The organism is Actinoplanes sp. NPDC049118 (genome assembly GCF_040648555.1).
Classification (GTDB): Bacteria; Actinomycetota; Actinomycetes; order Mycobacteriales; family Micromonosporaceae; genus Actinoplanes.
Window position 1 is genome coordinate 68,305 of record NZ_JBEZDY010000009.1, and the last position, 15,080, is coordinate 83,384.

General features: G+C 71.5%; 9 protein-coding genes. 4 read left to right on the plus strand and 5 right to left on the minus strand.

Annotated elements, in window-relative coordinates; genetic code table 11:
• Positions 1 to 113 precede the first annotated feature (113 nt).
• Both AB0B58_RS15845 and AB0B58_RS15850 read left to right on the plus strand, forming a co-directional pair.
• Positions 114 to 1,049 (plus strand): aminoglycoside 3'-phosphotransferase/choline kinase family protein, encoded by a 936-nt coding sequence (locus AB0B58_RS15845; RefSeq protein ID WP_360223804.1) that lies wholly within the window; start codon positions 114 to 116, stop codon positions 1,047 to 1,049.
• A gap of 81 nt (positions 1,050 to 1,130) precedes the next feature.
• Positions 1,131 to 3,200, plus strand: a complete 2,070-nt coding sequence (locus AB0B58_RS15850; RefSeq protein WP_360223806.1) for a response regulator — start codon at positions 1,131 to 1,133, stop codon at positions 3,198 to 3,200.
• A gap of 13 nt (positions 3,201 to 3,213) precedes the next feature.
• Here the strand turns inward: AB0B58_RS15850 and AB0B58_RS15855 are convergent, their stop codons facing one another.
• The 4 genes from AB0B58_RS15855 to AB0B58_RS15870 all read right to left on the minus strand — a co-directional run bounded on the left by AB0B58_RS15855 (position 3,214) and on the right by AB0B58_RS15870 (position 12,435).
• Entirely contained in the window at positions 3,214 to 4,152 is a 939-nt protein-coding gene (locus AB0B58_RS15855) for a ribose-phosphate pyrophosphokinase (RefSeq protein WP_360223808.1), read from the minus strand.
• A 93-nt stretch (positions 4,153 to 4,245) separates the two neighbouring features.
• Positions 4,246 to 5,313, minus strand: a complete 1,068-nt coding sequence (locus AB0B58_RS15860; RefSeq protein ID WP_360223810.1) for a DUF2855 family protein — start codon at positions 5,311 to 5,313, stop codon at positions 4,246 to 4,248.
• 113 nt (positions 5,314 to 5,426) lie between these two features.
• Positions 5,427 to 7,673 carry an MMPL family transporter gene (locus tag AB0B58_RS15865; protein ID WP_360223812.1) on the minus strand — a complete coding sequence of 749 codons (2,247 nt, stop codon included), beginning with the start codon at positions 7,671 to 7,673 and terminating at the stop codon, positions 5,427 to 5,429.
• Positions 7,674 to 7,704: 31 nt separating this feature from the next.
• Complete coding sequence (locus AB0B58_RS15870; protein ID WP_360224219.1) at positions 7,705 to 12,435, minus strand: aminotransferase class I/II-fold pyridoxal phosphate-dependent enzyme; 4,731 nt, start codon at positions 12,433 to 12,435, stop codon at positions 7,705 to 7,707.
• A 668-nt stretch (positions 12,436 to 13,103) separates the two neighbouring features.
• Here AB0B58_RS15870 and AB0B58_RS15875 point away from each other — a divergent pair.
• Positions 13,104 to 13,613 carry a hypothetical protein gene (locus AB0B58_RS15875; protein WP_360223814.1) on the plus strand — a complete coding sequence of 170 codons (510 nt, stop codon included), beginning with the start codon at positions 13,104 to 13,106 and terminating at the stop codon, positions 13,611 to 13,613.
• Between the two features lie 165 nt (positions 13,614 to 13,778).
• Here the strand turns inward: AB0B58_RS15875 and AB0B58_RS15880 are convergent, their stop codons facing one another.
• On the minus strand, positions 13,779 to 14,276 hold the full coding sequence (locus AB0B58_RS15880) for a YfbM family protein (protein ID WP_360224221.1): 498 nt from the start codon (positions 14,274 to 14,276) through the stop codon (positions 13,779 to 13,781).
• 133 nt (positions 14,277 to 14,409) lie between these two features.
• Between AB0B58_RS15880 and AB0B58_RS15885 the strand changes: the two genes are divergently transcribed.
• Positions 14,410 to 14,799, plus strand: a complete 390-nt coding sequence (locus tag AB0B58_RS15885; protein ID WP_360223816.1) for an STAS/SEC14 domain-containing protein — start codon at positions 14,410 to 14,412, stop codon at positions 14,797 to 14,799.
• Positions 14,800 to 15,080: the final 281 nt, after the last annotated feature.

The window sequence follows — 15,080 nt, forward strand, 5'->3', positions numbered from 1 at the left end:
TGTTTGTCCGGATCAACTTGCAAGTTACAGGGTCGGAGTTCGCACGTGAGGTGGTTGTCCGGCCCTACCCGTCACCGCAGCCCCAGCCCGTCGTTCATCGAGGTGGATCGCACTTGACCAGGGAAAACGTCGACACGATCTGGCCCTGCGCCGACGATGAGGAGGATTTCGACTTCGTCGCCCGCGACGAGGAGGCCCTCGGCCCCGGCGTGCGCGCCCTCTGCGCCTCGCTCGGCGTCACCGCGGCGGCGGCGCGCTACCCGACCGGATCACTTCCCGTGTACGCCGTCGGCGATCTGGTCCTGAAGCTCTTCCCGCCGGTGCACATCGACGAGTTGCCGGTCGAGGCCGGCGTCCTGGCGGCGGTGCACGGCCGCCTCCCGGTGCCGACACCCGGCGTGCACGCCTCCGGCAGCTTCGAGCGGTGGGGCTACGTCCTGATGGACCGGATGCCCGGGGTGTCGCTCGCCTCGGTCTGGCCGGGCCTCTCCCCGCCGGAACGGGACGCCCTGGCCGATCAGCTGGGCGAGGCGATCGCCGCCCTGCACACCGTGGCCGTCCCCGAGATCGACGAGTGGTGGCCCGCCGACTGGCCCGAGTTCGTCGAGGACCAGGCGAACGGGTGCGCGGGCCGGCAACGGGCGCTCGGGCTCGACGCTGCCTGGGTCGCGCAGATCACGCCCTTCCTGGCCGAGGTGCCGCTCGGCGACGCGGCGCCGGTGCTGGTGCACACCGAGATCCTCGACGAGCACCTGCTCTACGCCGACGGCCGGCTGACCGGACTGATCGACTTCGAGCCGGCCATGCGGGGCGCCGCCGAGTACGACTTCGTCGGGCCCGCGGTGTTCCTCGCGAACGGCGACGGGCGGTTCTACGGGCGGATGCTGCGGGCGTACGGGATCGAGCCGGACCGCGAACTCCGGCGGCGGCTGATGGCCTGGACGTTGCTGCATTACTACAGTAACGTCGGCGCGTACCTGCGGCGGCTGCCCGCGCCGGCCGAACAGACCTTCGCATCGCTCGCCGAACGCTGGTTCGCCACCGCCTGACGGGGGCGAAGACCTCGGCCGGACGGTTGCTTTGATGGGAAACGCCCGCGCCGCACCCCGCTATTGCAGATAGTGAACTGCATGGGTGTCATGGCATATCCGCTCCGGTACGCGTTGGCCGACTTGGCGCTGGCCCTCAGCCGCGAGGCCCAGGACGAGGCCAAGGTCCGTGCCACCGCGGTTCAGGCCGCCGCCGACATGATCGGCGACGGTGCCGGGATCCTCCTGATCGGCGACGACGGCCGGTACGACGCGATCACGTTCCACCATCCCGACGACCAGCTCTCCGCGCCGTACGCCCGGCTGCTCGACCGCGAGGGCCAGCTGCCCGACGACGACTTCTCGACCGGGCTGGCCGCCAGCCGCCGCCCGGTCGTGCTGGCCGGCGAGGGCACCGAGCCGCTCACCGAGCTGCCCCGTCCGCGGCAGCAGGCCCACGAGGAACCGGGCGTCCGGCAGCCCGCCGTGCACGCGGCCGTGCTCTGCCCGGTGATCGTCGACAACACCTACACCGGCTATCTGATGCTGGTCCGCGGCGCACCGGGCGCGATCTACACCGAGGCCGAGGTCGAGCTGGCCCGGGACATCGCCGGGGAGTTGTCGCTGGCGCTGTCGTCGGCCCGCGCACAGGAGCGGCTGCGGGCCAGCGAGGAGCGCTACCGCCGGGTCCTGGAGACCATCCCGGAGGGCGTGCTGCAACTCGACGAGGAGGGCGTGGCCACGTACGCGAACGAGCCGATCGGCGTCGTCCTCGGCATGCCCCGGGCCCAGCTGATCGGGGTCTCGCTGCGCGGCTTCCTCGACGACCACGGCCAGAAGGAGCTGATGCGCCGCCTCGCCGAGTGCCGGGCGGGCCGCTCGACGGTCGGCGCGACCCGGCTGATGCGCGCCGACGGCTCGCAGCGCAGCGTGCGGATGAGCATGATGCCGCTGGACGACGAGCACGGGCAGCACGGCCACGTGCTCTGCATGATCACCGACACCACGGACCACATCGATGCGCGCGGCCTCAAGCGCCAGCTCGACCACCTGCGCCGGCTCGACAGCATGGGCCAGCTCATCGGCGGCATCTCGCACGACTTCAACAACCTGATGACCGTCGTGCAGGGCTCCGCCGACATGATCGCCACGACCACCGCCGAGGGCTCGCCGCAGCACCAGATGGCCAAGGACATCATGGAGGCGGTCAACACCGGGCGGACGCTGACGCACCAGCTCCTGGCCTTCGGCCGGACCGAGGGCAACCGGCCCGAGATCATCCCGATCCCGGACCTGCTCACCGACGTGCAGAGCCTCTTCAGCCGTACGCTGGGCGAGCGCATCGGCCTCGACCTGGCGTTCGGCCCCGACGTCTGGCCGGTCAAGGCGGAGCGCGGCCCGCTGGAGCAGGCGCTGGTGAACCTGGCGGCGAACGCCCGCGACGCGATGCTGCACGGCGGGATGCTGCGGGTGGCGGCGACCAACGAGATCATCGAGAAGGGCCAGCTCGCCGAGGACGCGCCGGACGGCCGCCTCGTGCACATGGTCATCCAGGACACCGGCGTCGGCATGACCGACGAGACCCGTAAGCGGGCCCTCGAACCGTTCTTCACCACCCGGCCGACCGCCGCCGGGCTGGGCCTGGCCACCACCGCCGGCATCGTGAAGGGCATCGGCGGGCACATCTCGCTGGAGTCTGAGCCGCGGATGGGCACGACGGTGCACCTGTACCTGCCCGCGGCCGAACAGCGTTCGGCGGTCGACCGGCGGGCCACGCCGGCGGTGATCGGGCGGGTGCTGATCGTCGAGGACCAGCCCGAGGTCGCCCAGCTGGTGCAGCGGCTGATCGAGCCGGCCGGCTACGAGATCACGGTGGCGACCGACGCGCTGACCGCGGTCACCCAGGTCGCCGCGGGCGCGCAGCCGGACCTGCTGATCACCGACGTGGTGATGCCGACGATGACCGGGCCCGAGCTGGCCGCCGCGCTGCGCACCCACCACCCGGACCTGCCCGTGCTCTACATGTCGGGCTACACGGCCGCGTCGCTCGGGCCGCAACTGCACCTGGACGAGAACAGCATGCTGCTGGAGAAGCCGTTCACCCGCTCGACGCTGCTCGGGGCGATCCTGTCGCTCTGCGGGCCGCAGCCCTCGCGCCGATCCGACGACTGACCGCCGGGCCGGCTCAGGCGAACAGCGCGCTGACCGACTCGCCGTTGTGGATGCGGCGCATCGCCTCCGCCAGCGCCGGCGCCACCGACAGCACGGTGAGCTTCTCGGTGCGGGTGTGCGCCGGGATCGGCACGGTGTTGGTGCAGACGATCTCCTCGATGTCCTTCTCCGCCGAGAGCCGGGCCACCGCGTCGGCGGTGAAGAGCCCGTGCGTGCAGGCCACCCGGACGCTGCGGGCGTTGCGCTCGCGGAGCCGGTCGAGCAGCTCGAAGACCGTGCTCCCCTTGGCGATCTCGTCGTCCAGCACGATCACGTCGCGGTCGGTCACCTCGCCGATCACCGAGCTGATCACGACCTTGTCGTCCGCGAACCGCTGCTTGGCGCCCGCCGCGACCTCGATGTCGAGCATCCGGGCGAACGCCGCCGCCTCCTTGGCGTTGCCGAGGTCCGGCGAGACCACCACGGTGTTGCTCAGGTCGTAGCCGCGGAAGTGGTGTGCCAGCTCGCGCAGGGCGTGCAGGTGGTCGACCGGGACACTGAAGAAGCCGTGCACCTGCGGCGAGTGCAGGGTCATCGCGAGGATCCGGTGCGCGCCCGCGGTCTGCAGCAGGTCCGCGACCAGGCGACCGCCGATCGAGATGCGCGGCGCGTCCTTCTTGTCGCTGCGGGCGTACGCGTAGTGCGGCAGCACCACGGTGATCCGCCCCGCCGAGGCGCCCCGGGCGGCGTCGAGCATGAACAGCAGCTCGACGAGGTTCTCCTGCACGGGCGGCACGAGGGGCTGGATCAGAAAGACGTCGCGTTCGCGGCAGTTGCCCTGCAGCTGCACCTCGATGCAGTCGTTGGCGAACCGGGACGTCCTGGTGGGTAGCAGCGGCACGCCCAGGTGCTCGCAGATCTCTGCCGCCAGCTCCGGATGGGCACTCCCGGTGAACACCGCGATGTCACGCACGGGCACCACCCTAGGTGCTGGGCCTCCGACACCATCGGGCGACCTGCGGTTGGACGTCCTACGCCACATCCGCGGAGTGGCCGCGGGGCCGGCTCACAGCTGGACGACCCGGCCCGTGCGCGCCGGCGTGCGGCCCTCGAGGACCTCGAGCCAAGCGCCCCGCAGGGCATCGGGACCCGCGCCGACCCGGACGTCGAGCCACCCGCCGACGACACCCGCGAACCGCTGCCAGGCCTCGGCGAACCGCCGGTCGAGCTCCTCGCGGCCCCAGTCCAGGCGGCGCTTGCGCATCCGCGCCGGCGCGAAGAACACCTCCCCGGCGGCGTCGGCGTTCGGGATCTTGTTGGTGAGTCCGACCGCGACGTCCCGTACCAGCAGTTCGCCGAGGCGCCGTCGCAGGGCGGCGCGGGTCGAGGGCGCCCCGGACAGGTCGAGATAGGCGGTCGGGACCGCGGGAAGGCCGCCGGCCTCGTCGTAGGAGACGACCTCGTCGTAGCAGCCGAGTGACCGCGTGAACTCGAGGTTGCCGGGTGAGGTGAGCCCGACCAGGCGCGGGCCGCGGCCGTGCAGCTCGAACGCGGCGGCGTAGGCGGTCTTGCTGGACGCCGAGGAGAGCACCAGTGACGCCGCGCCGTAGCAGTCCTCGTCGATGACCTGGTCGGCCAGCATGAAGGAGGTGAAGAAGAGCGGCCTGAACAGGATCAGCAGGTCCTCGAGGTCCGGGCGGTAGGCCGGGTCGCCGGCGGTCGCCCGGTACGCGTTGTACGGCGACGGCAGGTCGCAGCGGTGCGCGCTCGCGTCGCGGAACCCGGACGCGTCCACCCGGTCCGGCCGCACCACCAGGTGGCCGGCGGAGGGGAGATAGCCGTAGACCCGTAGACCCGCCGCGACGCCCGGTACCGTCGACTCGACCACGTCGGCGAAGCCCCACAGCGGCGGCAAACCCCACCGCCGCCCGAGCCCCCGCGCCTCGGGCGGGAAGAACTGCCAGTAACGCATCGACTCGCCGAGCACCGCGTAGGTCACGTTGTTGGCGGTGAGGCCGACGCGGTCCACCCGCAGCAGGGCCTCGCCGTCGGACAGCGCGGGCGTCTCACCATCGATGAGCGTCGTCTCGCCGAGGTCGTCGCGGGCCACGGCGAACGTCCATGAAGCAGGCATGGTGTGACGCTAGATTTCTCCGCACACCGAGACAAGCGCACATTGAGTGCAAAATCCCACTGGGTGTTCCGCCCGGCGTGGCCGGTCCGCGCCCGGACCGGCCACGCCGGGCGTCAGGAATGCTCCCGCAGCCCGAGCCGGTCATGCAGCGCGCGCAGCGGCCGCGGTGCCCACCAGTTCCAGCGCCCGGCCAGCCGCATCAGGGCGGGTACCAGCACCGGGCGCACCAGCAGCGCGTCGAGAATGATCGCGAGGCTGGCGCAGAGGCCGAAGAACTGGATGAATGACACCCCGGACGAGAGCATGGCCAAGAACGACACCGACAGGATCGCCGCGGCGGCGCTGATCACCCGGCCGCTGCGGGACAGCCCGTCGACGACCGAGGTGTGCAGATCGGCGCCCTGACCGTGCCGTTCGATGATGCGCGAGAGCACGAAGACCTCGTAGTCCATCGACAGTCCGAACGCGACGCAGAACAGCAGCACCGGCATGGCCACCGCCAGCGGCGTCGCGGTATGGCCCAGCACATCGGCGAGATGACCGTCCTGGAAGACCCAGACGGCGACGCCGAAGACCGCGCTCATCGTCAGCAGGTTCAGCAGCAGCGCCTTGATCGGCAGCAGCACGCTCCCGGTCAGCAGGAACAGCAGCGCGAACGTGGTGCAGGCGATCAGCACCAGCGCGACCGGCAACCGGCCGCCGATCGAGCCGGTCATGTCCACGAGCTGCGCGGCCAGCCCGGAGACGAGCACCGGAACTTCGTGCGGTACCGGCGCGGCACGGATGGCGCGGGCCAGTTCGGCGCCGCGGTCCGAGTACGGTTCGACGTTGCTGAGCACCGAGAACCAGGCCGTGTCGCCGGCGATGAAGGCGGCGGGCGGCGCGGCCGTGCCGACCGCGGTGCCGCCGGCGAAGGAGCCGGCAACGCTGTCGACCCGGACGACCCCGTCGATCCCGGAGACCCGGGCGGCGTAATCGGCCGCCCGGAGGACGCCGTCCGGCCCGTGCCCCCAGTGCTCCGCGACGATGACGACGGCACTGTTCCCGGTACCGGCGAAATCGCCCCGTATCGAGTCGGCGACCACCCGGCTCTCCGCATGGGCGGGCAGCACCCGGTCGTCGGCGACGCCGAACCCCACATGGCCGAACGGCAGCGCGAGCACGAGCAGCACGAGCACCACCGGCGCCGCCGTCAGCACCGGGCGGCGCAGCACGTACCCCGCGACCCGGCCCCAGAAGGCGGTGTCGCCGCCGGCCGAACGGCGCCGGGGCCACAGCGACCACTTGTCGATGCGGTCTCCGAGCAGGACGAGCAGGGCCGGCAGCACCAGCAGGGCGGCACCGACCGTCGTCATGACGACGGCGATACCGGCGTACGCGAACGAGCGCAGGAAGTACTGCGGGAAGACCAGCAGGCTGCACAGCGCCACCGCGACGGTGGCCGCGCTGAACAGGATCGTCCGGCCGGCGGTACGCATGGTGACGCCGAGCGCGGAGATCACGTCCTTGTCGCGGCCGCGTTGCTCCCGGTAGCGCGAGACGAAGAGCAGGCTGTAGTCGACCGCCAGGCCGAGGCCGAGCGCCGTGGCCATGTTGACCGAGAAGACCGACACGTCGGTGAAGACGGCCAGCAGCCGCAGCACCCCCAGGGTCATGAGGATCGAGAAGATGCCGATCAGCAGCGGGGCACCGGCCGCCCAGACGGTGCCGAAGACCAGCAACAGCAACACCAGGGTGATCGGGATCGCGATGGACTCGGCCCTGGCGAGGTCGGCGGCCACCTGATCGTTGATGTCGTTGTTGATCTGGGTCAGACCGCCGAAGGACACCCGCACGGCACCGGTGGTGCCGGCCAGATCCTCGTGCAGGTCGAGGACCCGCTGCGCGCTCTGGTCCTCGTCACCGTCCACGTGCACCAGCACGATGCCCTTGTCGCCGGCGCGGTTGACCAGCTGCGGGAGCATGTCGTCCCAGTACACGCCCACGACGTTGGCACCGGGCGCCACGGCCAGGCGCCGGATGACCTGTCGCGCCGCGTCGCCGGCGTCACGGTCGAACACGTTGCCGCCCGGCTTCTCGACCATGATGACGAGATTCGGGTCGGCACCGCGGAAGTGCTGGGCGAGCATCGTCCGCCCCCGCACCGAGTCCGAGCGGGCGTCGTCGAAGCCGCCGGTCTTCAGCGCACCCACCACGTCGCCGCTGAAGGCGATCGCCAGCGCCGCCAGCAGCAACGCGGTGAGGATGACGAGCTTCGGGCGACGCGCGACGAACGGCAGGACCGCGCCGGTACCCGGGCGGAGGGTGGTGACCCTGCTGTGCCGGCCGGCCCGGGTCGGCGGAGATTTCACAGGGGTCATGTCAGGCGCAATCTGCGAAGGAGGCCGCGGGTCATGCCGGTTGCGGCACGGTGACCAGGCACGCCGGATCGAGGTTTCGGGCCAGAAGATCGACGGTGGTCTCGATGTCCTCGGGGCTGTGCTCGGCGGTGACGAAGAACCGCAGTCGCGCCAGCTGCTCCTTCACCGCCGGGTACAGGATCGGGTTCGCGCTGACGCCGTTCTTCAGCAGCGTGTCGGAGAGCTGCAACGCCTTGACGGAGTCGCCGGTGATGCACGGGATCACCGGCGTGCCCGCGCTGGTACCGACGTCGATACCGGCCTCCCGGGCGAGGCGCAGGAACAGGGCGGCGCGGTCGTGCAACCGGACCAGCCGCTCCGGCTCCTCGCGGAAGATCTGCATCGCGGCCAGCGCCGCGGCGGCGTTCGCCGGGCTCATCCCGGCGCTGAAGATGAATCCCGGCAGCGTGTACCGGAAGTACTCGATCAGCTCGTGCCGGCCGGCGACGTAGCCCCCGCAGCTCGCCAGCGACTTCGACAGCGTGCCCATCCACACGTCGACGTCGCCGCGGTCGACGCCGAAGTGCTCACCGACGCCGCCGCCGGTCGCGCCGAGCACCCCGATGCTGTGTGCCTCGTCCACCATGAGCAGAGCGCCGTGCCGCTTCTTGAGCGCGATGAGGGCCGGCAGGTCGCAGATGTCGCCGTCCATGCTGTAGATGCCCTCCACCACGATCAGCACGCGGCGGTAGCGGTCGCGGATCCGTTCCAGCAGCGTGTCCAGGGCGTCGATGTCCTGGTGCGGGAACGGCTGGCGGCTCGCGCCGGAGAGGCGGCAGCCCTGCAGGATGCTGTCGTGCGCGAGGGCGTCGTGCACGATCAGGTCGTCCGGGCCGACCAGGTGGCCGATCACGCCGACGTTTGTGGAGTGCCCGCCGACCAGCGTGATGGCGTCCTCGGCGCCGACCAGGTCCGCCAGGGCCCGGTCGAGCTCGTCGTGCAGGGCGCGGTTGCCGGACAGGATCCGCGCGGCGGACACCGAGGAGCCGTACCGGTCCACCGCCTCCTTGACCGCCTGCGCGACCTCCGGGTGCCCGGCCAGCCCGAGGTAGTTGTAGCTGGAGAAGGAGATCAGCTGGCGCCCGCCGACCCGGGTCCGGCTGTCGATCACGCTGTCGTGCACGAGGAAGTAGGGGTTGGCCACCTGCAACCGCTCGAGCATCACGCCGCGCTGCTGGAACTCGACGACCTCGGGCAGGTACGCCACGTCGGCGACCTCGGAGCTGCGCGGCTCGGGCCACACCGGGCGGGGCCCGGACTCCGCGGCGATCGCGGGCGCGACGACCGGGGTGAGCTCGACGACCGGCCGCGCCGGCGCCGCCGAACCACCCTGCTGCGCCCTGGCCAGCGCCTGCGCGAGCTCACCGACCGTGGTGATGCCGAACACGTCGGCGGGGTTCAGGGACAGGTGCGGCCAGCGGCGCTTCACGGCCGCGGTCAGCTCGGAACTCATGATCGAGTCGAAGCCCAGGTCGGCGGCGAACGACTGCTCCGCACTGACCAGGTCGGGCGGGTAGGCGCTGATCCGGCCCACGATGACACCCAGCTCGGCCAGGATCTGGTCGGCATCGCTCGGGGACACCTTCTGCGCGGGTACCGGCGCACGGGTCGCGGGAGCGGCCGGCAGCTCCGCCGCGGCCGGCGGGTGCGAGACGGTGGCATCCGCCGTGGAGCGCACCGCACCGGATGACGGCGCGATGTCCCGCATGCCGGCGCCGGCATAGTGTTCCAGCGGCTCGGCGCTGAAGCTCTGCAGGGCAGCGAGTTGCTCCCGCAGAAGCAGGATGACGTCGTTCATGGGCGTCCGCTCTCCATTCCTGGTTACGGCCCGGAGCGCGGCGCGCTCCGGTGGACGGGACTCGGTCCGGGTGGGCAGCGCCGGCACGGCCGCGGCCGGCGGGCGGCCGGCACGCGCGGCGGCCGGTCGCGGGCGACCGTCGCGTGCGGTACGGCGGATCGAGTAGTGCTGTGTTGCCACGGGAGACGGCGGCAGGGTCAGCAGCGGCACGTGCCGCCCCGCGAAGAGCGGCGTGAGGTTCACCGGTACGCCGGCGACGGCCAGCCGACCCAGCCCTTCGAGCAGCGCGTAGCCGTCGTCGGGTTCCGCCGGCATCAGCGCGATCGCCTCCAGCGCCTTCGCCGACGGCGTCTGCGCGGCCATGCCGAGCAGGGCGTCCCCGGCGCAGACCTGCACCAGGATGCGCGCACCGGAGTCGACGGCGACGTCGACGGCGTCGCGGAACAGCACGGGTGAGGAGCCCTGGCGGCCCCACAGGCCGCGCAGCGTGTCCGGGTCGGTCGCCGCGCCCGGATCCACGCTGGACACCAGCGTCCGGCCGGGCGTGCTGACGGTCAGCTCCGCCGCGTGTGCGGCCACCAGGGTGTCGACGCCGGCGAGCAGCGGCGAGTGGAAGGCGTGCGAGACCGACAGCGGCACCGCCTGGACACCGCGGTCGCGGCACCGTTCCAGCAGGCGCGCGACCGCGTCCCGGTGACCGCTGGCCACCGTCTGCGTCGGATGGTTGTAGCAGCCGGCCCAGACGCCCTCGATGCCGGCGCGCAGCTCCTCGAACCCGGCCGGGCCGATCTTCACCGCCGCCATGGCGCCGGGCGGCGGCTCCTCGCAGGCGGTCACGGCGGCGCCGCGGTCGACCAGGAACTCGATGCCGTCACCGGCCGTCAGCGCGCCGGCGGCGACGGCCGCGACCACCTCACCGGCGCTGTGCCCGAGCGTCACCTGCGGCGTCACCCCGCAGTCGGCGAGCAGCTGGGTCATCGGGATGCCGGCCACGCCCAGCGCGGGCTGGCAGATCCGGGTCGCGCTCACCTCCGCCTCGGCGTCCGGGCCGGGCTCCTCGCACAGCAGCTTGGAGACCGGGGTACCGGTGCGCTGATCGACCAGGTCGGTGAGCGGCCGCACGTGCCGGTCGAGCACGGGGAAGCGGGCGACCAGGTCGCGCAGCACACCCGCCCGCAGCGACCCCTGGCCCGGGTAGAGGAAGGCGAGGCGACGCTGCTCGGGCGGGAGCGGCGCCGCGGCCGCGTACACGCCGGGCCCGAGGCGGCCGAGCGAACCGGCGGCCAGCGCCCGCGCGGCGGCCACGAGCCGGTCGACGAGCTCCGTCCGGCTGCGGCACATCACGGCCAGGCGGGCGGGCAGCGGCAGGCGGCTGGCCATCGTGCGGGCCACGCCCGCGGGGGTCATCGCGGCGTCGGCGGCGACGACGGCCGCCATCCGTTCGGCGTACGCCGCCAGCAGCTCCTGCGTGTCCGCGGAGAGCAGGACGAGCCAGGGGCGGTCGTCGCCGCCCCGGTCCGCGTCGACGGGCTCCCGCTGATCGGGCACCTCGCTGAGCACGGCGTGCACGTTGGTGCCGCCGAAGCCGAACGAGCTGACGCCGGCGCGGCGGCAGTCGTCCGGGACTTCCGGCCACTGCCGGGCCTCGGTGGTGATCTCCAGCCCCGCCTCGGCCAGCGGCAGGTCGGGGTGCGCGGTGTAGGCCGGCTGCGGGGGCATGGTGCGGTGGTGCAGCGCGAGCGCCGTCCGCAGCACGCCCGCGGCGCCGGCCGCCGGCAGGGTGTGCCCGATGATCGCCTTGCCGGAGGACAGGTAGCAGGGCCGCCGCCGGGCGCTGCCGCCCGAGCGCAGCCGCCGGACCGCCTCGATCTCGACCCGATCGCCCACCGAGGTGCCGGTGCCGTGCGCCTCCAGGAAGTCGATCGCGCCCGGGGTGACACCCGCGTCCTGGTAGGCGGCCCGCATCGCCGCCTCCTGCCCCTCGGCCCTCGGGGTCATCGGCCCGGAACCCTTGCCGTCGTTGCCCGTACCGATGCCGTTGAGCACCGCGTAGATCCGGTCGCCCGCCGCGACCGCATCGCGCAGCGGGCGCAACACGGCGAGCGCCCCGCCCTCGCCGAGCACGAATCCGTCCGCGCGGGCGTCGAAGGGCCGGCACACGCCGGCGGCGGACAGCGCACCCACGCGGGAGAACCCGATCAGCGCATTGGGGGTCAGGTTGAGGAAGACCCCGCCGACCAGCGCCGCGCTGCACGACCCTGCCCGCAGGTGGTTGACGGCCTGGTGCAGCGCGACCAGCGCCGACGAACACGCCGCGTCGACGGCGAACGAGGGACCGCCCAGGTCGAGCAGCTCGCTGACCGTGCAGGGCCCCATGTTGAGCAGCGAGCCGGCGAGCGAGAAGGACTGCGGTGGGTCGATGGCCAGCGCCGCCGCCCGCGACACCGCGCCGAGCAACTCGGCGTCGCACGCATCCGGCGACAGCGACCCGTCGCCCAGCATCATCGCGATGACCCGCGCGGCGGCCACGTCCTTGTAGTCGGTCGAGCTGAGACCGACGAAGACCCCGGTACGCGCCCGGTCGAACTCGGACCGCTCCCAGCCGGCGTCCTGCACCGCCTCCCGGGCCAAGTCGATGAGCAGGCGGTGCTGTGGATCCATCGCCTTGGCACGCCTCGGCGGAATCCGGTGGTGCAGGGCGGCGAAGTCCTCGACATCGTCGAGGAAGGCCACCCGATCGGTGTACGTGCAATTCGCATCACGGCGATCGGTTGAGAAAACTGTCTCGTGATTCCATCGGGTAGACGGAACGCTCCGAAATTGATGAGTTCCGTTCAACGAGTTTGCCCAGAACTCGACGACGTCGCGAGCACCCGGAAAACGGCAAGAAAGACCGACAATCGCAATGTCCACTGATGTCCCCATGCTTGCGTGCGGTTGACGGCTCGACCGGAAAGCCGCCACGAAAAACGCAGAACACACCGATGCACGATCGCCGGCGGATGCGCTTTTCAGGGATGCTACGGCAGCTTTCGCAGTCCAAGGTAGAACAACGCGACATCGGCAGGGTGATCTTGCAACGTGGTCACCCGGAGGTGTTTCTCCACTGCGGAAGTGAAGAACGGCGGGCGCCCGTCCGGCCCGGGCCGGACGGACGCATACGCGAATAGCATTTGCCCATCGTGTCGAATGTGGTCGGACCCGGCGGCGGGAACCCGTCGTGCCTGGCTTCGCCGTTGTGCCGCTGACGTCGGCGGATCGGCCGCCCGTCGCCGACGAAGACTGTGAGCGATCCGGGCGCCGCCTGATTTCTCCTTCGTCACGGTCGCCCGATCACCCCCGGACACACCCACTCAACCGGCACTTCCTTTTAACTATTGGGGCGCGGCGCGCGACGTGCGGGGGTCGCGAGCGCGCTTCTCGCCGAGCCTTCGCATTTACCGGAGCCAGCGAATCGCCGCACGATCAATGCGGGGCCGGGCCCGCTCGACGAAACTCCGCCCGGGTGGATGCGGAGGCGAGCCTCCGTCGCGGTCGGGCGACACGGCGCGCCGGGCACCCCGACCCCGCCCGCGGCCGACGCGGGCGATGTTGTGTCCGATCCACCCGATGGTGGCTATTTCAACACGCTTGGGTGTGTCCATGCGGGTTTAGCAGACAAATGGCCTACTTTGTGCTCCATGAAGCAAATGACCAAGCGATGGCTTGCCATCGCCGCGGCCTTGATAAGCATCGTCGCCTCCAGCCCAGCACAGGCTGCCGGGGCGCAACCGCCGCCGCCGCCGCCGATGCGGCTCAACGCGGTCGCGTACTACGGCACCATGGACGTCATCGCGCGCGAGACGCTCGGTCTCCGGGCCCGGTTCACGACCATTGACGGCCGCCCGGTGGCGGGCCTGCCGATCCAGTTCGTCACCACCGGCGAGCGCTGGTTCATGTGCGAGGCGACCACCGACCTCAACGGCTTCGCCGAATGCCGCAACGGACCGATTCCGCCGCCGATCTCCGTGTTGAACCTGCTGGTCAACGGATACGACGCGATCTTCGAGGGCAACCGCTGGTTCCGGCCTGTCATGGCACACAACAACATCGGCGTCGGCTGACCCGACCCGACCGTCACCGTCGCGATCACCCCGTGACGACCCCATCGCCCCCGCCCGGCCATGCCGAGCGGGGCGATGGGGCGTCGGGACCCTTCCGCCGGACCTTTCGAACTCTTTTTGCGCGGCCGCGGAGCAATTCCGGCTCCGCCGCGCCGGCCGGCGTCGTCAAGCTATGGCGAGAAGCACCGCCTGGCCGTTCGACGCCGCCGACCGGTAGAAATCGCGGAGCTGAATGAAGTAGGGCGCAAGGCAGCGGTCGAAGTCGTCCGCGATATCGGCCCAGCCCAAGGGATAGATGTCGGCGACTGCCATCGCGTCCGGGTCGAACCGGGCACGAAGCGTCTCGACATTCAGCGCGTCGAGTGATGCGGCCACCGCCCGGACCCTTTCCGGGCCGAGTATCCGGGCCGGCCCGTATCCGCCGTCCTCGCCGACCTCGTCGCCGCCGAGGATCGCCGCGCCGGCCCCGTCGTCGGTGGCCCATGCGGTTCCGGTCAGCAGGTAATGAACGCCGTGCCAGGACTTCTCCAGATCCAGCTCGGGTTCGGGCATCTCGGCCTCGTCGTCGTCGAGGTCGCCGTACAGCAACGTGTCGGCCGTCGCCGGATCGGCAAGCAAAAGGCGAAACTCCTCGGCCGACAGCCGACGCCCGATCAGCACCATTCCCAACGCCGATTCCCTCCGGTCCCGCCCGCCGGAGCCCCGCGCCCCGTCGCGACAGCATAGGGAATCGGGCGGCCCGCGATCACCCATCACGGATGAGGTGCCCGCGGGCCCGCCGGGGCATCGTCGTCCCATGATCGAGCTACTTCCCGACCTGCCGGACGGCACCCTCGGCTTCCGATTCTCCGGGCCGGTCAGCCGCGACGAGTACGTGAACGTCCTGCTTCCGCCGATGACGGCCGCGATAGAGGGCGGTCGCGGGGTGCGGCTCCTGCTCGTCGTCGAGGAGGACTTCGGCTGGTTCGAACCGGGCGCGTTCTGGGAGGACCTGAAGTTCGGCGTCGGGCCCGCGCGGTCACATCACAAGGCGTGGGAGCGGATGGCGGTCGTCTCCGACGCCGGCTGGGTCCGCCATGCCATGGGCCTGTTCGGCTGGATGGTGCCCGGCGAGGCACGCGCCTTCACGCGGCCGGAGCTGCACCAGGCCAAGGAGTGGCTCGCCGCCCCCGCGCCAGCCTCCTGACCCACCGCGCCGCCAAGGCTCGAGATCGACAAGGCCCGCCACCCCGTACGCGAAAGGCCCACGCCATCGGATCATGGCGGTGGGCCCTCTGGCTGTTCAAATACGGTGGTGGGGATTTGCTGGGATCGAACCGACGAGCACCGCGCCAGACACGCGCACAGCACCCAAAGCACGACCGCGCCAGACACGCGCACAGCACCCAAAGCACCACCGCGCCAAACACGCGCACAGCACCCAAAGCACCACCGCGCCAAACACGCGCACAGCACCCAAAGCACCAT